The organism is Rhodanobacter thiooxydans (assembly GCF_021545845.1).
GTDB lineage: Bacteria > Pseudomonadota > Gammaproteobacteria > Xanthomonadales > Rhodanobacteraceae > Rhodanobacter.
Window position 1 is genome coordinate 1211263 of the sequence record NZ_CP088923.1, and the last position, 25059, is coordinate 1236321.

23 protein-coding genes and 1 tRNA gene are annotated in these 25059 nt (G+C 67.3%); 10 read left to right on the forward strand and 14 right to left on the reverse strand.

All coding sequences use genetic code 11. The features are described 5' to 3' along the window. The first annotated feature begins 1 nt into the window (after window position 1). The 6 genes from tolB to LRK53_RS05180 all read left to right on the forward strand — a co-directional run bounded on the left by tolB (window position 2) and on the right by LRK53_RS05180 (window position 4639). On the forward strand, window positions 2-1324 hold the full coding sequence (gene tolB, locus LRK53_RS05155; protein ID WP_027493124.1) for a Tol-Pal system beta propeller repeat protein TolB: 1323 nt from the start codon (window positions 2-4) through the stop codon (window positions 1322-1324). Window positions 1325-1572: 248 nt separating this feature from the next. Next, window positions 1573-2079, forward strand: a complete 507-nt coding sequence (gene pal, locus LRK53_RS05160) for a peptidoglycan-associated lipoprotein Pal (protein WP_027493123.1) — start codon at window positions 1573-1575, stop codon at window positions 2077-2079. After that, window positions 2079-2948, forward strand: coding sequence for a tol-pal system protein YbgF (ybgF, locus tag LRK53_RS05165; protein WP_027493122.1), 870 nt, complete (start codon window positions 2079-2081; stop codon window positions 2946-2948). Before pal ends, ybgF begins: the two co-directional genes overlap by 1 nt. A gap of 12 nt (window positions 2949-2960) precedes the next feature. After that, the gene (queE, locus tag LRK53_RS05170; protein WP_027493121.1) at window positions 2961-3653 is read left to right on the forward strand and encodes a 7-carboxy-7-deazaguanine synthase QueE; all 693 of its coding nucleotides are present in this window, start codon (window positions 2961-2963) and stop codon (window positions 3651-3653) included. Window positions 3654-3804: 151 nt separating this feature from the next. Then, window positions 3805-4491 carry a 7-cyano-7-deazaguanine synthase QueC gene (queC, locus tag LRK53_RS05175; RefSeq protein ID WP_027493120.1) on the forward strand — a complete coding sequence of 229 codons (687 nt, stop codon included), beginning with the start codon at window positions 3805-3807 and terminating at the stop codon, window positions 4489-4491. Window positions 4492-4563: 72 nt separating this feature from the next. Next, a tRNA-Lys gene (locus LRK53_RS05180) sits at window positions 4564-4639 on the forward strand. A 189-nt stretch (window positions 4640-4828) separates the two neighbouring features. Here the strand turns inward: LRK53_RS05180 and LRK53_RS05185 are convergent. From LRK53_RS05185 to LRK53_RS05225, 9 genes are all read right to left on the reverse strand, one after another. Beyond that, window positions 4829-8143 carry a pilus assembly protein gene (locus LRK53_RS05185; protein WP_037089947.1) on the reverse strand — a complete coding sequence of 1105 codons (3315 nt, stop codon included), beginning with the start codon at window positions 8141-8143 and terminating at the stop codon, window positions 4829-4831. A 33-nt stretch (window positions 8144-8176) separates the two neighbouring features. Further along, window positions 8177-8731, reverse strand: a complete 555-nt coding sequence (locus LRK53_RS05190) for a pilus assembly PilX family protein (protein WP_027493118.1) — start codon at window positions 8729-8731, stop codon at window positions 8177-8179. Continuing rightward, window positions 8731-9786, reverse strand: coding sequence for a PilW family protein (locus tag LRK53_RS05195; protein WP_235642542.1), 1056 nt, complete (start codon window positions 9784-9786; stop codon window positions 8731-8733). Before LRK53_RS05195 ends, LRK53_RS05190 begins: the two co-directional genes overlap by 1 nt. A gap of 53 nt (window positions 9787-9839) precedes the next feature. Continuing rightward, window positions 9840-10391: a type IV pilus modification protein PilV gene (gene pilV, locus LRK53_RS05200; RefSeq protein ID WP_027493116.1), complete on the reverse strand. Its 552-nt coding sequence runs from the start codon at window positions 10389-10391 to the stop codon at window positions 9840-9842. Continuing rightward, on the reverse strand, window positions 10388-10855 hold the full coding sequence (locus LRK53_RS05205) for a GspH/FimT family pseudopilin (RefSeq protein ID WP_027493115.1): 468 nt from the start codon (window positions 10853-10855) through the stop codon (window positions 10388-10390). The genes pilV and LRK53_RS05205 overlap by 4 nt, the downstream gene beginning before the upstream one ends. A gap of 2 nt (window positions 10856-10857) precedes the next feature. Then, complete coding sequence (locus LRK53_RS05210; RefSeq protein ID WP_235642543.1) at window positions 10858-11271, reverse strand: type IV pilin protein; 414 nt, start codon at window positions 11269-11271, stop codon at window positions 10858-10860. Between the two features lie 353 nt (window positions 11272-11624). Further along, a complete protein-coding gene (locus tag LRK53_RS05215; RefSeq protein WP_235642544.1) occupies window positions 11625-12347 on the reverse strand; it encodes a TVP38/TMEM64 family protein in 723 nt (240 codons plus the stop codon). Then, on the reverse strand, window positions 12344-12904 hold the full coding sequence (locus LRK53_RS05220; protein ID WP_027493113.1) for a nucleoside deaminase: 561 nt from the start codon (window positions 12902-12904) through the stop codon (window positions 12344-12346). Before LRK53_RS05220 ends, LRK53_RS05215 begins: the two co-directional genes overlap by 4 nt. Window positions 12905-12932: 28 nt before the next feature. Further along, entirely contained in the window at window positions 12933-14708 is a 1776-nt protein-coding gene (locus LRK53_RS05225; protein ID WP_027493112.1) for a glutamine--tRNA ligase/YqeY domain fusion protein, read from the reverse strand. A gap of 106 nt (window positions 14709-14814) precedes the next feature. Between LRK53_RS05225 and LRK53_RS05230 the strand changes: the two genes are divergently transcribed. Then, entirely contained in the window at window positions 14815-15087 is a 273-nt protein-coding gene (locus tag LRK53_RS05230; RefSeq protein WP_027493111.1) for a putative signal transducing protein, read from the forward strand. 32 nt (window positions 15088-15119) lie between these two features. After that, window positions 15120-15638, forward strand: coding sequence for an adenine phosphoribosyltransferase (locus LRK53_RS05235; protein WP_027493110.1), 519 nt, complete (start codon window positions 15120-15122; stop codon window positions 15636-15638). Between the two features lie 93 nt (window positions 15639-15731). On the opposite strand, the gene LRK53_RS05240 is transcribed toward LRK53_RS05235, so the two are convergent. From LRK53_RS05240 to LRK53_RS05255, 4 genes are all read right to left on the reverse strand, one after another. Then, the gene (locus tag LRK53_RS05240) at window positions 15732-16313 is read right to left on the reverse strand and encodes a DUF3501 family protein (protein ID WP_027493109.1); all 582 of its coding nucleotides are present in this window, start codon (window positions 16311-16313) and stop codon (window positions 15732-15734) included. 163 nt (window positions 16314-16476) lie between these two features. Next, on the reverse strand, window positions 16477-17820 hold the full coding sequence (locus tag LRK53_RS05245) for a (Fe-S)-binding protein (protein WP_027493108.1): 1344 nt from the start codon (window positions 17818-17820) through the stop codon (window positions 16477-16479). 158 nt (window positions 17821-17978) lie between these two features. Then, window positions 17979-18398, reverse strand: coding sequence for a rubrerythrin family protein (locus LRK53_RS05250; protein ID WP_027493107.1), 420 nt, complete (start codon window positions 18396-18398; stop codon window positions 17979-17981). Between the two features lie 128 nt (window positions 18399-18526). Further along, window positions 18527-19480, reverse strand: coding sequence for a LysR substrate-binding domain-containing protein (locus LRK53_RS05255; RefSeq protein ID WP_027493106.1), 954 nt, complete (start codon window positions 19478-19480; stop codon window positions 18527-18529). 297 nt (window positions 19481-19777) lie between these two features. On the opposite strand from LRK53_RS05255, the gene LRK53_RS05260 reads away from it, so the two are divergent. Together LRK53_RS05260 and LRK53_RS05265 are read left to right on the forward strand one after the other, a co-directional pair. Continuing rightward, window positions 19778-22459 (forward strand): M1 family metallopeptidase, encoded by a 2682-nt coding sequence (locus LRK53_RS05260; protein ID WP_027493105.1) that lies wholly within the window; start codon window positions 19778-19780, stop codon window positions 22457-22459. 178 nt (window positions 22460-22637) lie between these two features. Next, entirely contained in the window at window positions 22638-23669 is a 1032-nt protein-coding gene (locus LRK53_RS05265; RefSeq protein WP_027493104.1) for a hypothetical protein, read from the forward strand. A 50-nt stretch (window positions 23670-23719) separates the two neighbouring features. On the opposite strand, the gene LRK53_RS05270 is transcribed toward LRK53_RS05265, so the two are convergent. Next, window positions 23720-24973: a polyhydroxyalkanoate depolymerase gene (locus LRK53_RS05270; RefSeq protein ID WP_027493103.1), complete on the reverse strand. Its 1254-nt coding sequence runs from the start codon at window positions 24971-24973 to the stop codon at window positions 23720-23722. Window positions 24974-25059: the final 86 nt, after the last annotated feature.

The window sequence follows — 25059 nt, forward strand, 5'->3', positions numbered from 1 at the left end:
CATGCGCAAATCCAGCCCCAGCTTCGCCGCCATCCTGCTGGCCGTGGTGGCGTTGTTCGTTGCCGGCCCGGCCGCCGCCCAGTCGCTGAATGTCGACATCGTCGGCGGCGTCAAGACCGCCACCCCGATCGTGGTGGTGCCGTTCGCCCAGGCCGGCGGCGCGCCGCTGTCGACCGACGTGGCCGACGTGATGCGCAACGACTTCAACCGCTCCGGCAAGTTCCGCTCGCTGGCCAAGAGTGACATCGTGGAGTTCCCGTCCAAGGGCTCGGACATCAAGTTCGCCACCTGGCGGTTGCTCAAGCAGGACTACATCGTGGTCGGCAACGTCGCCGACGTCGGCAACGGCATGGTCCAGGTCGAGTACGAGCTGTGGGACGTCAACAAGCAGCAGAGCCTGCTGCACCAGCAGATGCCGCCGGCCCCGGCGGGCGACCTGCGTGGCGTGGCGCACCAGATCGCGGACATCATCTACCAGAAGATCACCGGCGTGCGCGGCGCGTTCTGGACCCGCATCGCCTACATCACCGCGGTGGGCCTGGGCAACCACACCACCTATTCGCTGATCGTGGCCGATTCGGACGGCTACAACCCGCAGGTGGTGGCGCGCTCGAAGGAGTCGCTGCTGACGCCGGCGTGGTCGCCCGACGGGCGCAAGCTTGCCTACGTCTCGTTCGAGAGCGGCAATTCGTCGATCTACGTGCAGGACATCACCACCGGCTCGCGCCAGCTGGTGGAATCCCACCCGCGGGGGATCAACGGCGCGCCGGCCTGGTCGCCCGACGGCAGCAAGCTGGCGGTGGCGCTGTCCTATGTCGGCAACCTGGAATTGTTCGTGCTGGATCTGGCCAGCCGGCGCGAAACCCGCCTGACCAACAGCCTGTCGATCGACACCGAGCCGGTCTGGGCGCCCGACGGCCAGAGCATCTATTTCACCTCCGACCGTTCCGGCCGGCCGCAGATCTACCAGGTGCCGGCCAGCGGCGGTACGCCGCAGCGGATCAGCTTCCAGGGCCAGAGCAATCTAAATGCCGATGTGAGCTACGACGGCAAGCAGATCGCCATGGTGCAGGGCAACGGGAACGTGTATCGTATTACCATCATGGATCGCAGCCTGGGTGACCAGGTGCGTTTCCTCTCGCCGGGTCCGATCGACGAGTCCCCGAGTTTTGCTCCGAATGCCAGCATGCTGCTTTACGCCGCTACCGAAGGACGTCGCGGCGTGTTGTATGCCGTATCGGCTGACGGTCTGGTTCGCCAGCGCCTCGTGCTTTCCGATGGCGACGTGCGCGAGCCCGCCTGGGGGCCCTTCCGGCAACGTTGATTTTCCAGGCTGCCGCGCGCGAGTGCGGCAGCCTGATGCCCAGGGAGTGGGCCCGAACGGCGCTGCGAGGCGCGTTTCGGTTTCCGGCCATGGCGCTTCGCCGCGCCAGCAGCCAGTCAGGGCGACCGTGCAGAACCATGCACAATCGACCTCTCAAGTGTCAAAATAACAGCCGGACAACCGGCGTCAGCTGTCCCGTAACCCAGTCGTCATCGTTTGTCGGAACTCAACCCGTAAGGAACGTCACCATGAATAAGACCGTTCGCGTCGCCCTGGTCGCCCTGCTCTGCGTGGGCGCGGCCGCTTGCTCCAAAAAGCAGGAAGTCAAACCCCAGCCCGCCCCGGAGCAGGCTGCTCCGGTTCAGGCTCCCGTCTCCGACGGCAAGTACACCCCCGCCGACCTCGATACCGATGCCTGCCTGCGTCAGCGCGTCGTGTACTTCGATTTCGACAAGACCGAGATCAAGCCGGAGTTCCAGCAGATCATGGCTTGCCACGCCAAGTACCTGCAGGATCGCCCGACCTCGCACGTCCGTCTCGAAGGCAATGCCGACGAGCGCGGTTCGCGCGAGTACAACCTCGGCCTCGGCGAGCGTCGCGGCAATGCCGTCTCCGACGCGCTGCAGGCCAACGGTGGCTCGGCCAGCCAGCTGGAAGTGATCAGCTACGGCAAAGAAAAGCCGGTGTGCCGTGAGCACAACGAGGATTGCTGGAGCAAGAACCGCCGCGTCGAGATCGTCTACACGGCGCGGTAATGACGAAGCGACTGGCTAACAGCTTTGCAGCCAGGTTCAGCATGGCGGGCGCGGTCGCGTCCGCCATGCTGTTCGCGTTCCCGGCATTCGCGCAGGATTCGCGGTTGAGTCTCGCCGATCGCGTCGCGCGGCTGGAACAGCAGGCACAGAACAAGGACCAGTCCGGCACCGGCATGGTCAACCAGATGCAGCAGTTGCAAGCACAGGTGCAGCAGTTGCAGGGGCAGGTCGAGGAGCTGCAGCACCAGCTGCAGACGCTCGACGACAAGAACAAGGCCCAGTACACCGATCTCGACGCCCGCTTCGGGAGGCTCGAGGGTGGGGCGACGGGCGCTGCCGCGGCGGCGGGCAACAACCCGCAGGCGCAGGCGCAGGCCGGCGGCCAGGCTGCGGCGGCGACTGCCGCTGCCACCGGCAACCCCGCGGCCGCCCAGCCCGCCGCGAAGGCCGGCAACAATGGCGCCGCCGCCGCCGATCCGGCAGCGGCCCAGGCCGCCTACGACGTGGCCTTCAAGGCGATTCGCGCGGGCAATTACGTGGAAGCCTCGCGCGAGTTCCGCAGCTTCATCCAGCAGTATCCGAACCATGCGCTGGCGCCGAACGCCTGGTACTGGCTCGGCGAGTCGTACTACGCCACCACCAATTATCCGGTCGCGCTGGAATCGTTCCAGCAGTTGCTCAGCCAGTTTCCGCAGAGCGACAAGGCGGCCGACGCGCTGCTCAAGGTCGGCTACAGCCAGCTGGAACTCAAGCAGACCGCGGCGGCGAAGGCCACGCTGGCTCAGGTCACCGCCAAATATCCGGGCTCCAAGGCGGCCAGCCTGGCCCAGGAGCGCCTGCAGCGCCTGCAACTGCAGTCGGGCAACTGAGCGGGTAACGATATGAGCGGCCATGACGCGCGCGAGGCGTCCGGCACGCCTGCCGCGGTGGTTGCCGAGCGCCTGCGCATCACCGAGATCTTCCACTCGATCCAGGGCGAAGCCGACGCGATCGGCTGGCGTACCGTGTTTGTGCGTCTCACCGGCTGCCCGTTGCGTTGCGTCTGGTGCGATACCGAGTATGCGTTCCACGGCGGCAACTGGCGCGCGATCGACGACATCCTCGCCGAGGTCGCCACGCATGGTGCAAAGCATGTGTGCGTGAGCGGCGGCGAGCCGCTGGCGCAGAAGCGCTGCCTGATCCTGCTGCGCAAGCTGTGCGATGCCGGTTACCAGGTCTCGCTGGAAACGTCCGGCGCGCTGGATGTTTCCGCAGTCGATCCGCGCGTGCACAAGGTGATGGACCTGAAGGCGCCGGGCTCGGGCGAGAGCGCGCGCAACCTGTGGTCGAACCTCGACCACCTGCTGCCGCACGACCAGGTCAAGATCGTCATCGCCAGTCGCGCCGACTACGAGTGGGCGTGCGCGGTGCTGGCCGAGCGTACGCTGGCGGCTCGCTGCATGGTGTTGTTCTCGCCGGTGTGGGGCAAGGTCGAGCCGCGCGAACTGGCCGAATGGATCATCGCCGACAAGTTGCCCGTGCGTTTCCAGCTGCAGCTGCACAAGCTGCTGTGGAACGACGCGCGAGGAAAATAGGCGAGTGGAGAGGAGTGGGAAGGGAGGTGCGCAGCGCACTTTCCACTCACTTTTCGTTCCTCTTCACGCACTCCTGTTCTACGCGCTGTGGCCTGTGTCGCCGCGTGCGCTTTCCGGCCGGTGACCGGCCGTACCCCAATGGATGAAACCCATGTCTGAAACACTTCCCCGCAAGGCCGTCGTGCTCGTCTCCGGCGGCATGGATTCGGCCGTCACCATCGCCATCGCGCGCGAGCAGGGTTACCAGGTGCATGCGCTCAGCGTGGCCTATGGCCAGCGCCACAGCTCGGAGCTGGCGGCGTCCGACCGCGTGGCGACGATGCTCGGCGCGATCGAGCACAAGACGGTCGGCATCGACCTGCGCAGCATCGGCGGCTCCGCGCTCACCGCCGACATCGACGTGCCGCTGGATGCTGCCGACAGCAGCGCCATCCCGGTGACCTACGTGCCGGCGCGCAACACCATCATGCTGTCGATCGCGCTGGGCTGGGCCGAGGTGCTCGGCTCAAGCGACATCTGGTGCGGGGTCAACGCGGTCGACTACTCCGGCTATCCGGATTGCCGCCCCGCCTTCATCGAGGCCTTCGAGAAATTGGCCAACGTCGCCACCAAGGCCGGCGTGGAAGGTGCCGGCATCCGCATCCATGCGCCACTGATGCGCATGAGCAAGGCCGACATCGCGCGCGAGGGCCAGCGCCTCGGCGTGGATTTCTCGGCCACGGTCAGTTGCTACCAGGCCGACCAGAAAGGCCGTGCCTGTGGCCATTGCGATGCCTGCCGACTGCGCGCACAAGGCTTCCGCGAAGCGGGGCTGGCCGATCCCACCCGCTACGTCTGAAGCGGGTCGATGCGTTTGCTTGTACGGCTGTCGCCCAGCCCGTAAAATTGCCCGCTTGAGTTTTGCAATGATGGGTCGTTAGCTCAGTTGGTAGAGCAGTAGACTTTTAATCTATTGGTCCCGGGTTCGAGTCCCGGACGACCCACCAGTTTCCAGAGCGTCCGGACGGGCGCTCTTTTTTTGTTCGTGCGTTAGCCGGCATGGTTTCGAATGCTCGTGTCGCCGTCCGCGATCAGCAGGTGTTTGCCCTTGGGCTCGGTGGCCAGTTGCCGTCGAGCCCGGGCAAATCCGTGTGTGCCTTGGTGCAGGCGCGGCGTGGCGGCCGCGCCTGCAAGGTTTATTTCAGACCTTCGGTGAACCAGTAGGTACGCTTGCGCTTGCCGGTATTGGGCGGAGTGACCCTCTGGGCGCCCAACGCCGAGCTGTTGTTGCCGCCGCCAGTGCCGGTCTGGTTGCCGCCGCCGATGAGTACCGGGGTGTAGACGCCGCTGCCGGGATTGACTTCGACCAGGCCGAATACCGGCGAGGGCGGCAGGCCGCCGCCGTCGAACACGATGTAGCCGTTGCTGTTCTGGCCCTCACCGGTCCGGAAGTTGATGGCGTAGCCGCGCGCAATGCCCAGGTTCGGGTAGCACATGCCGGGGTTCAGCTTGGGATCGGCCGGGGTGTTGGTGCCGAAGTAGGTGTAGCCAGCCACCGTCAGCGGCGCATTCACCGCCTTCTCGCCCGAGTGGGTCAGAGTGACATAGAACCCCGACGTGGTGCTGGTGGAGGAGTAAGGCGGGGTCGTTTCCGCGGCGGCGCCGGTTTCGTCGGTGAGCATGGATTGGGTGATCGTGGTCCAGCTGGTGGCTACGCTGGTGCCGGTGTTGGTGTCCTTCAGCATGTAGAAGCGGTTGACCACGCAGGAGGATGCGTTCGACGCCAGAGGATGCTCGCGATCGCCGCTGGCCGCGACCACGGCGTCGAAGCTGGTGGTCGGCGTGACGTCGGGCGGGTAGAAGAACTTGCGCGCGCCAGTGGGGTTGGTGGCGCAGCTGGCGCCGGTACCGGTACCGGTGGTGCCCAGGCTGGCAAGCTTGGTCACCTTCCAGTTGGCAGGGGAGCTGTCGTCGACGTCGACGCGCCAGATGTTGCCGCCGAGGTCGCCGGTGTAGAGGCGGTCGGCGTAGCCGTCGCCGTTGCGGTCGAGCAGGGTGATGTCGGACGGGATCGCATAGGTCATCCCGGAAACCGACGCTGTGCAACCGGAAGCACAGGCGGTCCACACCGTGCTGCCATTGAAGGCATCCAGCACCACGATCGCGCGGCCCATGGTGTCGGCGGTGGCGACCGGGTCCGTATCCTCGGCGGGATCGTAGCCGCCGCCCATGACCAGCACGGGAATGGGATTGCCGCTGAGGTCGGTGTGGCCCTTGACCAGGGCCAGCTTGGGTTGCGACCAGGTCTGACCGAGTTCGGGGATGTTGGCGTTGGTCTTGCTCCACAGGAAGAGCGGCGGCTTGGTTGGATCGCTCACGTCGAACGCATAGATCAACCGGCCGCCGCGGCGCGCCGTGACGTAGATGTAGGTCTTCGGACTGCCGGCCACGCGCAGATCCTGGTAGACCGTGGTGGTGCCATCAAAGAAGTAGGGCTTGCCGCTGCCGCTGGTGGAGCCCAGCGTCAGCAGCGGGCTGTTGTTGTACAGGCGCTGGAACCTGTTGAAGAAATCAGGTGCGATGAACGACCACAGTTCGCCACCGGGGCGTACCAGTCGCCCGCTGGCCATCGAGATGACGCCGGGAGAGGTGGCATTCTTGTTGCCGTTGACAGCACGGAGGAGGCCGTCGTTGGAGCCGTAGAACGCCACGATGCCGATGGAACCGCCATAGTTGACCACCGCTGGCCGCGAATGCAGCACGTCGCCATGGATGGAGGGGCGTACGGTGACCGGAGTGCCGGGCCCTGCCGGGCTTTCGGCGCCGGGGGTGGTGGTGTTGTTGTCGGTGCCGCGGATCCAGTTGATGAGGTTGGTGGTGGTGGGCGTGGTGGTCGAGCTGGTGCCGAACAGGCTGCTGCCGGCCAACGTGGTGTCATCGAAGGTGGGCAGCGTGCCGGAGCTGGGGCAGCCGCCGACGCTGGTGCAGGTGTAGATCACCCGCTTCGACTGGTCGGTGAGGTAGTCCGCGCGGATCATTTCGGCCACGCCACCCTTGTCGACCACCTCGCCGTCGGGGGCATCGAAGGCGCCACCGGAACCGGTCGGGCGATTGACCCAGAAGCCGCTGGCCGGCCAGTTGGCGACGATGCTGCTGCTGTAGCCGCTGGCGGTGACGGTGAACGGGCCGTCGCCCGGGGTGCCGGTCTGGTGGTCCGCGGTCCAGTAGCTGAGTGCGGTGGGCGAAATGAAGCCGGTGCCCGCGTTGCTGATCGCCGGGTTGCCCAGCGAGTCATCCAGCACCACGTTGTTGCTGGAGTCATAGCCGATCTGATACTGCTTGAGGTTGCCCGCCCAGCGCGGCGCGGCGGTGGCATCCGGGCGGAACATGCCCACGTAGACCTGGTTGAGCGAGGTACCTTGGGCGTTCACGCTGACCGGCAGGCTCACCGAGGCGAACACGCTGTTGGTCGCCTGCACTTCGGTGAGGATCGTGATCAGCGCCTTGACCAGGGCGCTCACGTCGCCCGCCCTGACGTAGAAGTACTTGCCGCCGCCATTGGCGGCCATGCTCTTGACCAGGTTGATGTGATCGACGCATTTCTGCTGCGTGGCGTCGCAGCCATCCGAAACGGCGATGGTGTAGGTGATGATGTTCTGCGGGTTGTGCGCGACCGAGGCGGGGATGCCGGACAGGTCGGACTGATACATGAACTTCGCCCATTCGTCGCCCCAGTTCTGCTGGTAGCCCGCGGGGTTCAGCGGGATCATCGGCGGCGACATGGGTTTGGTACTGGCGGGGACGCCCATGGCCGTGGCCAGGGTCGATTGCGGCAGCGTGACGCTGTTGGAGGTCTTTGGCGCGTTGCTGCCGCTGACATTGGCCAGGTAGATGATGAAGTTCTTCTGGCATGTGTCGTTGATCGGCGTGGTGTAGGTGGTCCCGGACAGGCCCTTGGTACCGCTGAAGAAAGCCCAGGCCTCCTCCATCGAATCGTCGAGATTGTTCGAGTTGGTGCTGACGGCCGCCGTGCCGGGGCCGGTTCCGCCGCCGGGTGTGCCCGCGATCGCGCTCTGGAACGTGGTAGCGCCCGCGGTATTCAGCAAAGGCAGGGGGCCGGGCGGGGTCGGCGAGGGGTTCGGGTAGAAGAACAAGCCGCCATCGGCCGGATTGAACATCATCAGGCCCATCTTGACCTGGCCGTTCAGCGAGCTGCTTGGTGCCCCGATGGAACCGATCATGTTGTAGAGCGCGCATGCCTCGAAGTCATGCGACTTGGGGTTGGAGGTGATCCAGGTGGGGCAGTTGCTGCCGGGAAGGATCGACGTGGCCGAGTTGCCGTTCGACGCGTTGTCCATGATCAGCAGCACGTTCGGCTGCCCGCCATTGACCGGGTTGCCGGTGTACAGGTCGATGTCCTCGCCGCTGGCCATGCCTGGCAGCGTCAGCGCCGCGGCGATCAGGGCGAGGATGCGCAGCCGGTGATTCAGGTGGGTGCGTGGGTGTGACATGGCGGCTACTCCGCGGCGACGGATGCAAGGTTATTAGGGGCAGGGCGTGCCGATCGGCACCTGCACGGAGGCACCCTGGTGCATGGTGACCGCGACGGCGGTGTTGCTTGGATCGGTGACGGTGGACTGGATGTCCCAATCCGTCGCCGAGCACATCGAAGGCGCAGTCGGCGGCGGGGATACCGAGGAAGACGGGCCGGGCAGGATCAGGTTGCCGTTGGGGTTGTTCGGCACCTTGCAGACGTCGCCCACCGGCAGGGACGCGTTCGGGATGATCTTGCTGTCGAGGCAGGCCGGGGGCGCGACCTGTGCAGTGAAATCGGTGGTGCCATCGCCGTTGACGTCGACCGGCACGGGGGTGATGGCGGTAATCGGCACCCGGATGAACGGCTGGCTCATCACCTGCTCGATGCCCTTCTGCGCCACGGTGCCGGCTTCCAGCCGGTACTGCTGGTTGGCGGCGACCCGGGTGTTGATCATGCTCGAGCTGACCATGGAGATGGCGAACAGCATGAAGATGACCAGGAAGATCAGCGTCATCACCAGGGTGAAACCGCGTTGCGGTGCGCGGGGCGGAGAGGTCTTCATCACTGGTTCTCCCTCTGGCCGCCGGTGTTCCAGACGCGGGCGACGGTGCCGTAGACATGCCGCTTGTAGTGGTCGCCGTACGGGCCGTTCACTGCGGTGCGGCCCAGGTCGTAGCTGCGGGTGTCGGTCCAGCCGGCGGTGTTGTCCAGGTTGCGCGAAAGCAGGTTGACGCGTACGGCGGTGACGTTGGCCCAGTTGGCGGTGGCCGACGCGGTCCATGGGTAGGCGGCAGCCGTCACCGCGGTGGCGCAGGTTGCCGGCACGGCGCTGGTGTCGGATGGATTGTCGACGTAGCAGTCGGGCGAGCCGTTGTTGTCGAGATCCACGCCATAGCTGTAGTGCACGTCCTCGATGCCGGTGACCAGCGACGAGACATTGATCGCTCCGTTCACGAACTCGGCTATCTTCAGCGTCGGTGTGGTATCGGCACCGGTGCCGCTGCATACGTCGCAGGTGGCCACGTAGTAGCTGCGCTCGACGTACTTGCGCAGCTCGGCGCTGCTGCTGGTGCTGCAGGTGCCGCCGGCAACGGCTGCCTTGTTGTGCAGCGTGAAGGCGCTGGCGGTGTTGCTGTAGACCATCGGCACGGTGTCGGTTTCGCAACCGGAACGCTGCAGGTAGTATTCCGCGCCACTCGGCGTGGCGGTGACGCTGCCGGAGACGTAGCTGACGGTCAGGACTTCCGCGCCCGTCCGCATGTTCGGAAGCGTGGTCGCCAGGCAGGGGAGAACGGTGGTGGCCAGCGATGGCGCATAAACCGGGAGCGGGAAAGTGAGCGCCGGAGTGGTGCTGAAACCCATCGAGGCCGGCGCCGTGGCGCAGGGATCGGGCAGCGCGTAGCTGGAGGTAGTGAGCGGTTGGCTGGTGCGGCCGTAGAAGCCGGCCATTTCGATGTCGCGGGTGATGGACTGCAGGGCGAAGCGGCCGTTCTCGACCTGTTCGGAAGTCTTGTTGAACTCCGCCCGCGCCTTGCTGGTGGAGACGTACAGCGAACTGAGCCCGGCCAGCAGCGCCAGGCCGATGGCGATGGCGATCATCAGCTCGATCAGGGACATGCCCGCCTGCAGGCGGGCATGCGACAGGGGCTGGCCGTGGGCGCGAGGAGCCATCATGTCGTCGTGAGGTTGGCGATCTGGATCTGGACGCTGATCACGCGTCGCAGGTTGGTGTTGCCGATCGAGGCCTGCCCGCACGTCAGGACGGGCGCCGCGGTGGGCATCAGGCCCTGCCAGGCGACGCTCACGCGATAGATCTGGTTGGCCGCGTCGATCTGGTCGATGCAGCCCACGGCGCCGATCATGGCGCCGACCTTGGAGGCGCCGGAAACTTCGCTGGAGCCGAGCAGCGCGTTCTTCCACGCGGCGAGATCGGCGTTGGCGGTGGCGATCTGGACGGCCGAGCCGGTGGCGCAGACCGGCAGCGGGGCGGTGGTTGTGCTGAGCCCGGTGGCGCCGTTCGAGTAGCACGAGGCCACCTGCCGGTTGGCGTTGATGCGCGAGGCCATGTCCTGCACCAGGGTCAGCGCCTGCACCCGCTGGTAGGACTCCATCTCGCTGCGCGTGGATTTCGCCATCAGGGTGACGGTGCCAAGCAGGGCGATGGCGGCGATGACCAGCGACACCAGCGCTTCGATCAACATCATGCCGGTCTGGTTTTTCATGGGCAGCTGACCTTGGTGGACTCGGTGCGGCCGGTGGCGCCCACGATGACGCTGAGGCACAGCGGCTGCGAGCCGGTCTTGTTGACCGGCGCGATGGCGAACGTGGCCCCCGTGCTGGTCATCCGGCCGTTGCCGTCGAAGCTGAAACTCCCAGTGGACGGCGTGATGGCGATGTTGCCGAGGGAGCCCTGCTTGCGGATCACGTTGGCGCCCTGGCTGATCACCCAACCCAAGCTCCAGTCGGCGACGTTGGTGGCCTTCACGTCGACCGTGGTATTGCGCTTGATCGCCTCGCTGCGCGCCAGCGCCACCGTGGAGACCAGGTCCATCGAGGCGTTCTTGACGCTTTGCGATTGCAGGAACGGTCGCATCGAGGGAATGGCGATCATCAGCAGCACGGCGAAGATGGCCAGGGTGACCAGCATCTCGACCAGCGTGAAGCCGTGGCTACGCGATGTGCGCATGGTCACTTCCAGCAGTTCGTGGCACCGCCGCTGGCCAGCTTGCTGCCGTCGCCGTTGAGGGTGAGGGCGGCGCAAGCGGTATCGCGGACCTGGCTACCTTTCGGCGTGGCGGTGATGGTGTAGCCCGGTGGGGTGCCGCCGGAGGCGGAGGCGGCGGTGGCCACCATCGCGATGGTGTAGTTGGGTTCCACCGTGTTCGGCAGCGTGCCGTAGCCGAGTACTGTTCGGCTGCCGGCGAACGCCCGGCTGTCGACCATGTAGCGCTCCTGCGCGCTGGCCATTTCCTGCATGAGGCTTTCGGCCGCCGAGCGGTTGGAACGCAGGGTGTACTGGAAGTAGCTGGGCACGGCGATGGCGGCCAGGATGGCGATGACCGCCACTGTGATCATCAGCTCGATCAGGGTGAAACCCCGCATGCGCGATACGTCGTGCGCCTGACGCAGATAACTGCGCCGCGGTGCCGCAAGCCATCGGCCGGTGTGGATCGCAACTGGCATATTTCCCCCTAGGGTCACCAGTATTGTTTCAGTTGGTCGACAGGCACATCCGTGTACTGGGTCACGACCCGGCGCCATGCCTGGATGGGAATATGAAGTGCTGCCAAATCAAAGTTAATTTGCCCGACGCCGTGCATCCGGCAGTGCGACAAGGCCGGCGCATGAACTTTCGGCCGACCTGGCAACGGCAGTCCCCATGTTCTCCGCCGAGCGATGCGGAGCGGGTGCCTGTGGGCGGCCGGGACCGGCCGTGCGCCGGGCCGGGTCGCGGTTCAGTCGCTATGCCGGGATGGCTGCCGGCGTCGCCGGGTGAGGCGTTCGAGCAGTAGCGGCAGCAGGGCGAGCAGGGCGATCGCGCCCAGCGGCAGCAGCACTTCGCGGTGCAGGAACAGGCCGATGCCGAGAGGGCCGCCATGGCTGGTGGCGATGGCGTCGCCAAGGCCGGCGCCGATCGAGGTTTCGAAGATCAGCGAGACGGTGCCGCCGAGCCAGCTGGCGCCGAGGAACAGCCACAGCGGACAGCGCAGCCAGGCCAGGCTGATGGTGACCAGGCCGAACGGCGCCACCGGCACGAAGCGCAGGAACAGGGTGTAGCTCGCCGGGTGGCGTTCGAAGCCGTGGCGCAGCCTGGCCACCATCGCCGGCGGCTGGCGGCTGCCGGCACCGAAGGCGTAGCGGCTGGCCAGGTACAGCACCAGCGAGCCCAGGGTCAGGCCGATCGACGAGAACACGGTGGCGTCCACCACGCCGAAGGCGAAGCCGCCGGCCAGGATCACCACGATGGTGCCGGGGATGCCGGTGGCCACGGTCAGCGTCAGCAGCCCGATGTAGGCCAGCCGGGTCAGCCACGGGTGGCTGGCGATCTGCGCGTGCAACTCGGCCTGGTGCGCCACCAGCCGCTGCGGGGCCAGCTGGTGCAGCGAACCGGAGGCGAACAGCAAGAGGCCGGCCAGCACCAGCAGGATCAGCGGCAGCGCGGCGCGCCAGCGGCTCAATACGGCGTGCCGCCGCTGCCGTAGGCGGCCAGTACCTCGCGCGCCTGTTCGCGCAGGATGTCGCGGCGCACGGCGATGTTGCGGCGGGCCAGTTCGCCGATCCAGTCGGCCGGCAACGGGCCCTCGTCGAATTCGGTGAGTTCCTCCACGTCCTCCGAGCGCGCGCCGATCAGCAGCTCGTCGATGCCGGCCCACACGGTGGCGCCGTAGCACTGGCAGCAGGGCTGCGAGCTGGTCGCCAGCACGTAATGCCCGCCGTCCTCGTTCATCCGGTGCCGGCTCAGGCGCTGCTGCGCGATCATGATCGCCATCATCTCGGCATGCGCGACCGAGCAGCTTTGCGGTACCACCCGGTTGACGCCGACGGCGACCAGCCGGCCGCTGTGGCTGTTGAACACGGCCGCGCCGAACGGACCGCCGCCGCCGCGCTCTACGTTGTGCCGCGACAGCCCGATCGCCAGGCTCACGCGCTCCTCGTCGCTGTGGTAGCGCCGGTTGGTGTCGGCGACGTCGCCGATCCACGGCGGCAAGGTGAGGTGGATTTGCAGCGGCAGCATGCCTTCGCTCCGTGTGTGTCCGGTTTGCTTACTGGCCGGCCGGCCGGGTCCAGACGTCGCGCAGGGTCACCGTGCGGTTGAACACCGGCGCGTCGGCGCGGTGGTCGACACGGTCGGCCACGAAGTAGCCGAGCCGTTCGAACTGGAAGCGCTGCTCCGGCTCGACACTGGCGGCGGCCGGTTCCAGCCACGCCTGCACCACGCGCTTGGCCTCGGGGTTGAGGTGGTCGAGCCAGCTCTTGCCGTCCTCCTCGCTGTCCGGCGCGGGCACGCTGAACAGGCGGTCGTACAGGCGCACCTCGGCGGCCACCGCCTGCCTCGCGCTGACCCAATGGATGGTGCCCTTCACCTTGCGGTCGGCGCCGGGCAGGCCGTGGCGGGTTTCCGGGTCGAGCGTGCAATGCAGCTCGACGACGTTGCCGCTGGCGTCCTTGACGACCTCCCCGCACTTCACGATGCCGACGCCGCGCAGGCGCACCTCACCGTCGGGCTTCAGCCGGTGGAAGCCCTTCGGCGGCACTTCGGCGAAGTCGTCGCGTTCGATCCATACCTCGCGCGCGAACGGCACCTCGCGCGTGCCGAAACTTTCGTCCTTCGGGTGGTTCGGGAAGACCAGCGTTTCCTCGTGGTCCTCGGGCAGGTTGGTGATCACCAGCTTCAGCGGGTCGAGCACGGCCATGCGGCGCGGCGCGGTAGCGTCCAGATCCTCGCGGATGCAGTTTTCCAGCACCGCGTAGTTGATCACGCTGTTCTGCTTGGAGACGCCCACGCGCTCGATCAGCAGGCGCAGCCCGGCCGGGGTGAAGCCGCGCCGGCGCAGGCCGCGCAGGGTGTTCATGCGCGGGTCGTCCCAGCCGTCCACGAAGTGCTCGTTCACCAGCTGCGCCAGCTTGCGCTTGCTGGTGATGCAGTAGGAAAGGTTCAGCCGCGAGAATTCGATCTGCCGCGGCTTGGCCGGTTTCGCCTCCAGACCCGCGGCGACCACCGACTGCCACAGCTCGGGATGGTTCGGCAGATCCACCTTGTCCACGCACCAGTCGTACAGCGGGCGGTGGTCCTCGAATTCCAGCGTGCACAGCGAATGGGTGATGCCTTCCATCGCGTCGCTGAGCGCGTGTGCGAAGTCGTACATCGGGTAGATCGGCCAGGCGTCGCCGGTGTTCTGGTGGGCGACCTTGCGGATGCGGTACAGCGCCGGGTCGCGCAGGTTGATGTTGCCGGAGGCCATGTCGATCTTCGCGCGCAACGTGCGGCTGCCGTCGGCGAACTCGCCCTCGCGCATGCGGCGGAACAGGTCGAGGTTCTCCTCCACGCTGCGCTCGCGGTACGGCGAGTGGCGACCCGACTCGGTCAGCGTGCCGCGATACTCGCGCATCTCGTCGGCGGAAAGGTCGTCCACGTAGGCCAGGCCGTCCTCGATCAGCTTGAGCGCGCCGCGATAGAACACGTCGAAGTAGTCCGAGGCGTGGCGCAGCTCATGCCAGTCGTAGCCCAGCCAGCGCACGTCGTCCTTGATGCCCTGCACGAACTCGGGGTCTTCCTTGCCCGGGTTGGTGTCGTCCAGGCGCAGGTTGCACCAGCCGCCGAACTCCTGCGCGATGCCGAAGCTCAGGCAGATCGCCTTGGCATGGCCGATGTGCAGGTAGCCGTTCGGCTCCGGCGGGAAGCGGGTGTGGATCGCGCTGTGCCTGCCCGCGGCGAGGTCGTCACGCACGATCTGCCGAATGAAGTCCTGATGTGGGGCCGCCTGCTGCACGGCGGCCGCCGGATGGGCGGGTGCGTTGGCGGGATTCTCGGTCGACATCGGCACGGGCTCGCAAGCGGTGGCGGAAACACGCAAGTTTACCCTGTCGCCGTCATTGCCGCCGGGCGCCTTGCCCCGCGTGCCGGGGCGGGTTAGCGTGCGAGGCATGCATACCGTCTACCGCGCCGAGAACCTGTTCGATGCCCATCTGGTCAAGGATGCGCTGGAGGCGGGCGGCATCCCGGCGTTCATCGCCGGCGAGTACCTCACCGGCGGCGTCGGCCAGTTGCCGGCGATGGATTACATCGCAGTGATGGTGCCCGAATCGAGTCTGGCCGAAGCCGGCGGCATCGTGGCCGAGGTCGAGGCGCGGCTGGTCGAGGCGCGGCAGGCGATCGGCGACGAGCTGCCGGACGATCCGCTGGCCGCGCCCTGCTGAGTCGTGCAGCTGCGTGCGCTCAAGGAAACCTCATGCAAGACCTCGCTGCACTGATCCGCGCCGTACCCGATTTCCCCCGTCCCGGCGTGATGTTTCGTGATGTCACCCCGCTGCTTGCCGACGCCGGCAGCTTCGCTCGCTGTATCGACGCACTGGCCGAGCCGTGGCAGGGCAGCGGCGTGCAGGCGGTGTGCGGCATCGAGGCGCGCGGCTTCATCTTCGGTGCCGCGCTGGCGCAGAAGCTGTACGCCGGCTTCGTGCCGCTGCGCAAGCCGGGCAAGCTGCCGCCGCCGGTGGCAACGGTGGACTACCAGCTGGAATACGGCAGCGACCAGTTGCAGGTGCAGCGCGATGCGTTCCGCCCCGGCGAGCGCGTGCTGCTGGCCGATGACGTGCTGGCCACCGGCGGCACGCTGGCGGCGGCCGCGGCCCTGGTCGACGGCCTGGGGGCCGAGCTGCTCGGCGCCAGCGTGGTGATCGAGCTGCCCGCCTTGCAGGGGCGCAGCCGCTGGCCGGCGGACAGGCCACTGCACAGCCTGCTGCGCTATTGAGTCGGCCGCTCACGGCGCTGTGAGGTCGATCCGTTCGACGTAGATCAGCTCGTCCGCCCGGTGGCGTCGCGATTCACGGGGGCTTGCGCATGCTCAGCTGAAATCCGCCGCCAGCGCGTGCAACTGTCCGGAAGTGAGATTGGCTTCAACCGCCATCGCCGGCAGCGTCGAGGCCAGCGTGACCGCCGCGCCGGCGCGCCAGTCGGCGATCATCGCCGCATCGAGTTCGAAGCGCAGGAAGTGCACGGCGGCGGTCTTCTCCTCGTTGCTGCGCTCCATGTCCTCGTCGGCGACCGCGACGACTGCGGCGTGGCCGTGCACGCTCAGCGCGATTGCGTGCTCGATATGGCGCAGGCGTACCAGCTCGCGTTTGCGCTCCTCGGCGTCGGCGTATTCGATCAGCAGGGTGGCCTTGAGGTTGCTGCCGTCGGGGACCAGCGGATTGTAGGCGTCCAGTTCGTCCTGGATGCCGGCGGCCTCGAAGATGCGCTCGATGCGCAGCATCTCCTGCACCTGATACTGGAGGCTCAGCCGGTCCTCGAAGATCAGCGTGAGGTGCTCGCCCAGGTGCACCGTGCGCTGCCGCTTGTGCGCCATCACGCGGGTGCGAAATTCTGCGCGTTGCTGTGCGTAGTGCTCTAGGCTGAGTAGGTCGCCGCGTTCGAGCTTGTCCATAGACTTCCCTGGTTTGCTTTGACCCCTCTCCCTTTGGGAGAGGGTGCCCGTAGGGCGGGTGAGGGTGCGGGCGGAGCGTGGCGTTGCCGGTTTCGCCGAACCCTCACTCCCACCCCGTTCTCCCACAAGGGGACTTCCTTCGGTCGCCAGCGGGAGAGGGGCTTCAAACGCCGTAGGCCTTGCGCAGCAGGCTCAGCGGGTGCTCCGCCGCCGGCTGATCGCCGAGGCCGTGGGCGATGTGGCCGCCGGCCATCGGGCAGTCGCTGGTGAAATGGTCGGGTGCGGCCTGCTGCACGCGGCTCTCCACCGGTTTGGCCAGCTTGCGCGAGAGCGCGTAGGTCTTGCGCTTCACGCCGTAGGTGCCGTCGTGGCCGGAGCAGCGCTCGATGGTGACGATTTCGGTGCCCGGCACCAGTTGCAGGATCTCGCGCGTCTTCGGGCCAATCTTCTGCACGCGCTGGTGGCACGGCACCTGCCAGGCGACCTTGCCCAGCGATTGCCTGAAATCAGTCTTGAGCAGGCCGGCCTTGTGCCGTTCGGCCAGGTATTCGAACGGGTCGAAGAAGCGCTCGCGGACCAGCGCCACCTCGGGGTCATCCGGGAACATCAGCGGCAGCTCCTGCTTGAACATCAGCACGCAGGACGGGATCGCCGCGGTGAAGTCCCAGCCTTCGCGCGCCATCCTCGCCAGCACCGGGATGTTGCGTTCCTTGTACTTCGTCACCGTCTTGAGGTCGCCCAGTTCCAGCTTGGGCATGCCGCAGCAGCTTTCCTGCTCGACCAGCCGGGTCGGGATTGCGTTGTGCGTCAGCACGGCAGCGAGGTCCTCGACCACGCCGGGCGCGGAGTGGTCGCAGTAGCAGGTGGCGAACAGCGCGAGCCTGCCGCGGGTGCGGCCCGCGGGCACCGCTTCGCCGCTGCCGTCGAGATCGCGCAGGCGCTTGCGCGCGGTCGGCGCGAAGTACTCGGGCACGCGCGCGTTCGCGTCGACGCCCATGGTCTTTTCCAGCAGCTGGCGCGCGGCCGGATTGCGGTTGGCGGCGTTGACCACCTGCACCACTACCGGGATCGAGGCGAGCTTGCCGACGGTGCGCGTGCTGGACAGGATCTTCGACGACAGCGGCGCGCCCTCGCGTTCGAACGCCACCGCCTTGGCGCGCAGCATCAGGTGCGGGAAATCCACGTTCCACGGATGCGGCGGCGTATACGGGCACTTGGTCTGGTAGCACAGGTCGCACAGGTAACACTGCTCGGTGACCTTCGGGTAGTCGGCCTTGTCGACGCCGTCGACCTCCATCGTCTTTGATTCGTCGACCAGGTCGAACAGGGTGGGGAAGGCGTGGCACAGGCTGACGCAGCGGCGGCAGCCGTGGCAGATGTTGAACACGCGCTCCATCTCCGCTTCCAGCGCTGCGGCGTCCCAGAAGGCCGGGTCGTGCTGGCCCAGCGGATGGCGCGTAGGCGCGTCGAGGTTGCCTTCGCGCGTTTCGTGGATGGGGTCGGCCATCGTATTTCCCCCGCGGACTGGAACAGGTCGAGTCAGCAAAGCGTCGATGCACGCAATCCGTCATCCCGGCGGAAGCCGGATCCAGCGCCTTCGGATACTTGCCGAGCCGCTGGATTCCTGCTTTCGCAGGGATGACGATCAGGGTCAGGCGGCCGTGCTCAGGCCATGTCGCCCAGTGCCTTGGTGAAGCGGTTCGCGTGCGAGCGCTCGGCCTTGGCCAGCGTCTCGAACCAGTCGGCAATTTCCTCGAAGCCTTCGTCGCGCGCGGCCTTGGCCATGCCCGGGTACATGTCGGTGTACTCGTGGGTTTCGCCGGCGATGGCGCTCTTCAGGTTCAGCTGGGTGCCGCCGAACGGCAGGCCGGTGGCGGGGTCGCCCACCGCTTCGAGGTATTCCAGGTGGCCGTGGGCGTGGCCGGTTTCGCCTTCGGCGGTGGAGCGGAACACCGCGGAAACGTCGTTGTAGCCCTCGACGTCGGCCTTGGCGGCGAAGTACAGGTAGCGGCGGTTGGCCATCGACTCGCCGGCAAAGGCGTCTTTCAGGTTCTGCTCGGTGCGCGATCCTTTCAAGTTGCTCATGACATCACCTCGTGGCGTTGGGCTGGGAGGGGTTGTGACTGGCGGTCTTGACGGCTGCTCTGGCCGAGCCTAGCGCCGGCCTGGCGCGCAATGAAATTGATTGTCTGGATCGCACGGATAGCTTGCAGCTATCGGCGCGCCGCCTTGCGCGGCGCTGGCGCCGGCGTGGTGGCGGTGTGCGCATCGAGCAGGTCCGCCGGCAATTGCCGGAATACGTCCGCCAGCCGCCGCAGGAATCCGTCCATGGCCGAGCTCTTGCGCCAGACCATGGCGATGCGCCGGCTCGGTGGGTGGCCGCGGAACTCGATCAGGTGCAGGTTCTCCACCGGCGCCACCGGCGGCTTCACCGCGGTGACCGGCAGCAGGGTGATGCCCACGTTCGCCGCCACCATCTGCCGCAGCGTCTCCAGGCTGGTGGCGCGGAAGCCGCTGTGCTCGCCGGCGCCGGTCAGGTGGCAGACCTCCAGCGCCTGGTCGCGCAGGCAGTGGCCGTCTTCCAGCAGCAGCAGGTTCTGGCTGGACAGGTCGCCCAGCTTCAGCTGGCCCTGGTGCTGCGCCAGCGGGTGCGCGTCCGACACCGCCAGCAGGAACGGTTCCTCGAACAGGAACTCGCTGTGCAGGCTGTCCTCGTGCAGCGGCAGCGCGAGGATGCCGGCATCCAGCTTGCCTTCGCGCAACATGCGCAGCACCACTTCGGTCTTCTCCTCTACCAGCAACAGCTCCAGCCGGGGGAACGCCTCGCGCACCAGCGGCAGCGCGTGCGGCAGCAGGTACGGACCTAACGTCGGAAAGATGCCCAGGCGCACCGTGCCGGATTCCGGGTCCAGCGTGCGGCGGGCCACGCCGCGGATCTGCTCGATCTCGTTGAGCACGTCGCGCGCCCGCGTGGCGATGTCGCGGCCGACCTCGGTCAGCAGCACCTTGCGCGGGGTGCGTTCGACCAGCGACACGCCCAGTTCGTCCTCCAGCTTCTTGATCTGGGTGGACAGGGTGGGCTGGCTGACGAAGCAGGCTTCGGCGGCGCGGCCGAAATGCCGGTGCTCGGCCAGGGCCACCAGATATTGCAGATCGCGCAGGTTCATGACGGGTCCGGCAGGCAATAGACGTACGCTATGACATGGATGGTAACAATCAATTGGAACGATGCAAGGGCGTGACCTATCCTGCATGCACGTTCTGCAACACCCCGCGCGTCGGAGTCCCCTCCCTCCAGCTCCCCCGCAGGCGCGCGGGTTTCCCCCGACCGGCGACAAGGCCTGCCTTGCCGCCGGTTTTTTTCGTCTCGTGATCCGGCCGGTGGCCGCCATGCCTTCCGGCACTGGGTCAAAGGTCATGACGGCCCTAGCTTGGGTTTCCCCTCGCAAACCAGAGATGTTTTCATGCGCCGTTTCGCCCGTCCCCTTCTGCTCACCGCGCTGGCTGCCTGCTGCGGCGCCGCGTTCGCCGCCAGCGCCGACCAGGCGCCGCAGGGCCGGCTGCCCGGCTGGGCGGTGCCGCAGTCGTACCAGCTCGCGTTCAAGGTGGATCCGGCGCAGCAGGACTTTTCCGGCACCACCACGATCAAGGTGAAGCTGAACCAGGCCTCCGACCATCTGTGGCTGGACGGTGCCGAATTGAAGGTGTCGAAGGTGACCGTCACCGACGCCGCCGGCAAGGCGCATGCCGGCAAGTACGTAGCGGTGGACCCGAAGGCCGGCGTGTCGCGGGTGGATTTCGGCAGCACGCTCGAGCCGCAGCAGCTGACCTTGAAGTTCGAGTACACCGCGCCGCTCAACCAGCAGTTGCAGGGCCTGTACAAGGTCACCGCGAAGGGCCAGCCGTACGCGATGACGCAGATGGAGCCGATCAGCGCGCGCTTCGCCTTCTCCGGTTTCGACGAGCCCGGCTTCAAGACCCCGTTCGACATCACCATCACCGTGCCCGAGCACGAGAACGTGGTGGCCAACACCCGTCAGGTGAAGGAGCAGCCGGCCGCCAAGGGCTGGAAAACCGTGACCTTCGCGCAGACCCAGCCGCTGCCGACCTACCTGGTGGCGTTCGCCGTGGGCCCGTGGGACATCGTCGACGGCCCGGACATCTCGCCCGACGCGTACCGCGCCGAGCCGCTCAAGCTGCGCGGCATCGCCGCCAAGGGCGAGGGGCATCGCATGCAGCACGTGCTGAGCGAGGCGCCGAGCATCATCCACGCACTGGAGAACTACTACGGCTTCGGCTATCCGTTCGGCAAGCTCGACCTGCTGGCGGCGCCGGACTTCGAGGCCGGCGCGATGGAGAACCCCGGGTTGGTGACGTTCCGCGACTGGCTGCTGCTGCTCGACAAGGATTCGCCCGCGCGCAACGTGCGCGGCTCGTTCAACGTCAACGCGCATGAGCTGGCGCACCAGTGGACCGGCGACACGGTCACCACCGAATGGTGGAACGACATCTGGCTCAACGAAGCCTTCGCCACCTGGATGCAGCAGAAGGTCACCATGCAGGTGCACCCGGAGTACCGCGCCGACCTGGACCGCGTGCGTGGTGCGCAGGGCGCGATGAGCAACGACAGCCTGACCAGCGCGCGCAGCATCCGCCAGCCGATCACCGGCAACGGCGACATCATGACCGCGTTCGACGGCATCACCTACCAGAAGGGCGCCAGCGTCATCGGCATGTTCGAGAACTACGTGGGCGAGCCGACCTACCAGAAGGGCATGCGCGCGTACATCCAGCAGCAGAAGTTCGGCAACGCCACCGCCGACGACCTGGTCTCGGCGATCGCCACCGCGGCCGACAAGGGTGACGCGTTCAAGCACGCGTTCAAGAGCTTCCTCGACCAGTCCGGCGTGCCCTACGTGGCGACCAGGCTCGAACAGAAAAACGGCAAGACCGTGCTGCGGCTGAGCCAGAGCCGCTACCTGCCGCTCGGCAGCCACGGCGACCCGCAGCGCATCTGGGGCGTGCCGGTATGCGTGCGCTACGGCACCAGCGGCGGCAGCAAGGTCGCCTGCGAAATGCTCGACCAGGCCACCGGCTCGATGGCGCTGCCCGGCGCCAGCACGCCGACCTGGGTGATGCCGAACGCGAACGCCAGCGGCTACTACCGCTTCAGCCTCGACCAGGCCGGGCTGGACAGCCTGATCAAGCAGGTCGGCAAGCTCAGCGATGCCGAGCAGCTGGCCTACGCCGACGCGATCAATGCCAGCTTCCGCCGCGGCGATCTGGACGCGGGCCAGGTGCTGGCGGCACTGCAGCCGCTGGCCGGCTCGAAGATCCGCGAAGTGGCCGTGGCGCCACTGGACACGGCCAGTGGCCTCTATCAGCGCATCGCCGTCACCGACGCCCAGCGCGAACGCCTGGCCGACTGGGCCAAGGCCGCCTACCTGCCGCGGCTGGAGCAGCTCGGCTACCAGCGCAAGGCTGGCGAAGCCGAGGATGACGCGCTGCTGCGCAGTAGCCTGGCCAGCGCGCTGGCGCTCGACTTCAAGCTGCCGGAAGTGCGCGCGGCGCTGCTCAAGCAGGGCGAGGCGGCGCTCAAGCCGGAGGCGGATGGCCATCTGGACCTGGCCGCCGCCGACCCGGACCTGCTTGGCGACGCGCTGGGCGTGGCGGTGCAGCAGCACGGCAAGAGCGCGGTCGATGCGCTGGTTGCCGAATTGCCGAAGACCAGCGATGCGGCGCTGCGCAACGGCATCCTCGGTGGCCTCGCCAGCGTGGAAGATCCGGCGCTGGCCGAGCAGGTGCGCGACTTCGCGCTGACCAAGCCGGTCAAGGTCGGCGAAATGGCCATGTTGCTGCGCGGCGTCCGCGACACCAAGGCCCAGCGCGACGCGATGTGGTCGTGGTTCACCGCGCACTACCAGCAGATCCTCGATCGCACCGGCAGCTTCTCCGGCGGCCGCCTGCCGTCGCTGGCGGCTGCCGGCGGCTGCTCGGCAGCCGAGTACGACCGCCTGCAGGCGTTCTTCAAGACCCGCGAGCAGGACGCCGCCGGCATCGGCCGTGGCCTGGCGCAGACCGGCGAGTCGATCCAGCTGTGCAGCGCGCTGAAGGCGAAACAGGACCCGGCCGCGATCCTGCGCTGAAGCAGCTGCGCAGTCCGGACGAAAGGCCCCACTACGGCGGGGCTTTTCGTTGACCGCCTGCATGCACCACAAGGCTGTTCCGTGCAAGCGGAATTTCCGGCCGTGCGTCCGGGTTTTGTCGCAGCGGCTGACGTAGCATGCGGCACGACACGCATCACCGGCATCGCATGCAGGGGGCATGATGATCGAGCTGGAAATCCAGGGCCTCTCGGAACGCCGTGAGGGCTTGCTGGTAGAGGTTGGTCGGCTGGTCCTGGCCGGCGGCTTCAGCCTGCAACGGCAGCGCCTCGTGCAGGATAACCACGGCATCCTGCTGACGATGGTGGTGCAGGGGCCGTCGCGCAAGCAGCGGGCGCTCGAGGCAGCGCTGGACGCCTGCGAGCGCTTCATCAGCGTGAAGATGTTTCCCTTCGTCGAAGGCGAGGCGCGGGCGCATTTCGCGGCATCGCGCGAACCGATGGAGCCGGTGCGCGTGGCTCCGCCAGTTGCACGCCGCCCGGCAGCGGAGGCTCCTGCGGCGGAAAAAACGCCGGTTGCCGCGCCCGTGCCTGCTCCCGCTCCCGCGATGGCCGATCGTACCGGGATGGCGGGCGTCGTCGCGGCACCGGTCGCGCTGACCGATGCGGCAGCTTTGCCGACATCGACACCGACACCGACACCGACACCAGCCGTGGTGGAGGAGCCGATGTTCGAATTCATCCTGCCCACGCCGCGGGCGCCGGCCGCGCCGCCCGTGGTGGCGGCGCCATTCGTCCAGCTGGTGCCGCTGCCGGCGGATGAAGCGGCGGTCGGTCGGGCGCTGCACGAGTTGCCCTCGGAGTATCCGCGGATCGTGCCGCGGTTGCTGGCGTTGGCGCAGGCGGTTGCCGACGGCGCGCGCGAATCCTCGCTCACGCTGGCGGGGCAGCGCACGGGCGCGTGGCTGTTCGAGCGCGAGTACGCGCTGGACGTCGGGCAGGACTTGCGCGCGGCCATCGAGCACATCGGCGCCCCCGCGCTGCGTGCGCTGGTCGAGGTCGATCAGCAGGACGACCAGTTGCGCATCCACGCCAGCCCGCTATGCACGGAAGGCCACTCCGGCTGCGCCTTCTTCAGCGGTTTTCTGGAAGGGCTGCTCGGACCAGCGATCGCGCCGGGTAGCTTGTCGATCTTTCCCGTCTGCTGCCGCAGTTATGGCGCGGACGCATGCGTGCTGGCGATTTCGGATTGACGATGGGGCCGGGCCGCCGGGCGCAAAGCCTGGGCGCAATCGGCGGGCGGCTACTTCGCGGCGTGGTCGAACTTGCGGATGAAGTCGCGCACCTGCGGGTAGACCGTTTCGCGCCAGCGACGGCCGCTGAAGATGCCGTAGTGGCCGGCGCCTTCGATCACCTTGTGCGCACGGCGCGTGGCCGGGATGCTGCTGCACAGGTCGTGCGCCGCTTCGGTCTGGCCGAGGCCGGAGATGTCGTCCAGCTCGCCCTCGATGGTAAGCAGCGCACTGCGCGTGATCGCGGCCGGGTTCACCCGTTCGCCGGCCACGTCCCACCGGCCGCGCGGCAGCAGGAACTGCTGGAACACCTTCTCGATCGTGTCTAGGTAGAACTCGGCCGGCATGTCGAGCACGGCGTTGTACTCGTCGTAGAACTTGCGGTGCGACTCGGCGTCGTCGAGGTCGCCGCGGACAAGGTCCTGGTAAAAATCCCAGTGCGAATTGAGGTGGCGCCCGGGGTTCATCGCGATGAACCCGGCGTGCTGCAGGAAGCCGGGGTAGACCTCGCGGCCGTGGCCGGGGTAGTTCGGCGGCACGGTGTGGATCACGTTGCCCTTGAACCAGGACAGCGGCTGGGTAGTGGCCAGGTTGTTGACGCTGGTGGGGTTGCGGCGCGGGTCGATCGGGCCGCCCATCATGGTCAGGCTGCGTGGGGCGGCCTCACCGCGCGCGGCCATCAGCGACACCGCCGCCAGCACCGGCACGGTCGGCTGGCAGACCGAGATCACGTGCAGGCTGGACGCGCCGATGTGGCGGATGAAGGCCCGGACATAGGCGATGTAGTCGTCCAGCCCGAACGGACCGACCGCGGCCGGCACCATGCGCGCATCGACCCAGTCGGTGATGTAGACCTTGTGGTCGCGCAGCAGCGTGCGCACGGTGTCGCGCAGCAGCGTGGCGTGGTGGCCGGACAGCGGCGCCACCACCAGCACCACCGGGTCGTTCTTCATCTTCTCGATGGTCGACGGGTCGTCGCTGAAACGCTTGAAGCGCTTCAGCTGGCAGAACGGCTGGTCCAGCGCGACCCGTTCGATCACCGCGATCTCGTGTTCGTGCGCGATGGCGGTATGGATGCCGAAGGCGGGCTTCTCGTAAGCCTTGCCGATGCGATGCATCAGTTCATAGCCGGCGGCCATGCGCTGCGCGCCGGGCAACTGCGCGAACGGATTGCTGGCGTCGTTGAGCATGCGCGCGCCGGCCTGGGCGAAATGACTCAGCGGGCCGAGAAACGCGCGCTGCCACTCATGGATCTGATAGAGCATCGGGACGATTTGTCGCAGGCGAAAGTCGCCATCTTAGCGCCGATCGGTTTCCGGAGTGTTGCGTCGCCGCCATCAGCGATGGCAGC

Excerpts from the sequence above, each read along its gene's own strand:
- tolB (WP_027493124.1), top strand. The coding sequence starts at position 2 with ATGCGCAAATCCAGCCCCAGCTTCGCCGCCATCCTGCTGGCCGTGGTG.
- pal (WP_027493123.1), top strand. The coding sequence starts at position 1,573 with ATGAATAAGACCGTTCGCGTCGCCCTGGTCGCCCTGCTCTGCGTGGGC.
- ybgF (WP_027493122.1), top strand. The coding sequence starts at position 2,079 with ATGACGAAGCGACTGGCTAACAGCTTTGCAGCCAGGTTCAGCATGGCG.
- queE (WP_027493121.1), top strand. The coding sequence starts at position 2,961 with ATGAGCGGCCATGACGCGCGCGAGGCGTCCGGCACGCCTGCCGCGGTG.
- queC (WP_027493120.1), top strand. The coding sequence starts at position 3,805 with ATGTCTGAAACACTTCCCCGCAAGGCCGTCGTGCTCGTCTCCGGCGGC.
- LRK53_RS05185 (WP_037089947.1), bottom strand. The coding sequence starts at position 8,143 with ATGTCACACCCACGCACCCACCTGAATCACCGGCTGCGCATCCTCGCC.
- LRK53_RS05190 (WP_027493118.1), bottom strand. The coding sequence starts at position 8,731 with ATGAAGACCTCTCCGCCCCGCGCACCGCAACGCGGTTTCACCCTGGTG.
- LRK53_RS05195 (WP_235642542.1), bottom strand. The coding sequence starts at position 9,786 with ATGTCCCTGATCGAGCTGATGATCGCCATCGCCATCGGCCTGGCGCTG.
- pilV (WP_027493116.1), bottom strand. The coding sequence starts at position 10,391 with ATGAAAAACCAGACCGGCATGATGTTGATCGAAGCGCTGGTGTCGCTG.
- LRK53_RS05205 (WP_027493115.1), bottom strand. The coding sequence starts at position 10,855 with ATGCGCACATCGCGTAGCCACGGCTTCACGCTGGTCGAGATGCTGGTC.
- LRK53_RS05210 (WP_235642543.1), bottom strand. The coding sequence starts at position 11,271 with ATGCGGGGTTTCACCCTGATCGAGCTGATGATCACAGTGGCGGTCATC.
- LRK53_RS05220 (WP_027493113.1), bottom strand. The coding sequence starts at position 12,904 with ATGCTGCCGCTGCAAATCCACCTCACCTTGCCGCCGTGGATCGGCGAC.
- LRK53_RS05225 (WP_027493112.1), bottom strand. The coding sequence starts at position 14,708 with ATGTCGACCGAGAATCCCGCCAACGCACCCGCCCATCCGGCGGCCGCC.
- LRK53_RS05230 (WP_027493111.1), top strand. The coding sequence starts at position 14,815 with ATGCATACCGTCTACCGCGCCGAGAACCTGTTCGATGCCCATCTGGTC.
- LRK53_RS05235 (WP_027493110.1), top strand. The coding sequence starts at position 15,120 with ATGCAAGACCTCGCTGCACTGATCCGCGCCGTACCCGATTTCCCCCGT.
- LRK53_RS05240 (WP_027493109.1), bottom strand. The coding sequence starts at position 16,313 with ATGGACAAGCTCGAACGCGGCGACCTACTCAGCCTAGAGCACTACGCA.
- LRK53_RS05245 (WP_027493108.1), bottom strand. The coding sequence starts at position 17,820 with ATGGCCGACCCCATCCACGAAACGCGCGAAGGCAACCTCGACGCGCCT.
- LRK53_RS05250 (WP_027493107.1), bottom strand. The coding sequence starts at position 18,398 with ATGAGCAACTTGAAAGGATCGCGCACCGAGCAGAACCTGAAAGACGCC.
- LRK53_RS05255 (WP_027493106.1), bottom strand. The coding sequence starts at position 19,480 with ATGAACCTGCGCGATCTGCAATATCTGGTGGCCCTGGCCGAGCACCGG.
- LRK53_RS05260 (WP_027493105.1), top strand. The coding sequence starts at position 19,778 with ATGCGCCGTTTCGCCCGTCCCCTTCTGCTCACCGCGCTGGCTGCCTGC.
- LRK53_RS05265 (WP_027493104.1), top strand. The coding sequence starts at position 22,638 with ATGATGATCGAGCTGGAAATCCAGGGCCTCTCGGAACGCCGTGAGGGC.
- LRK53_RS05270 (WP_027493103.1), bottom strand. The coding sequence starts at position 24,973 with ATGCTCTATCAGATCCATGAGTGGCAGCGCGCGTTTCTCGGCCCGCTG.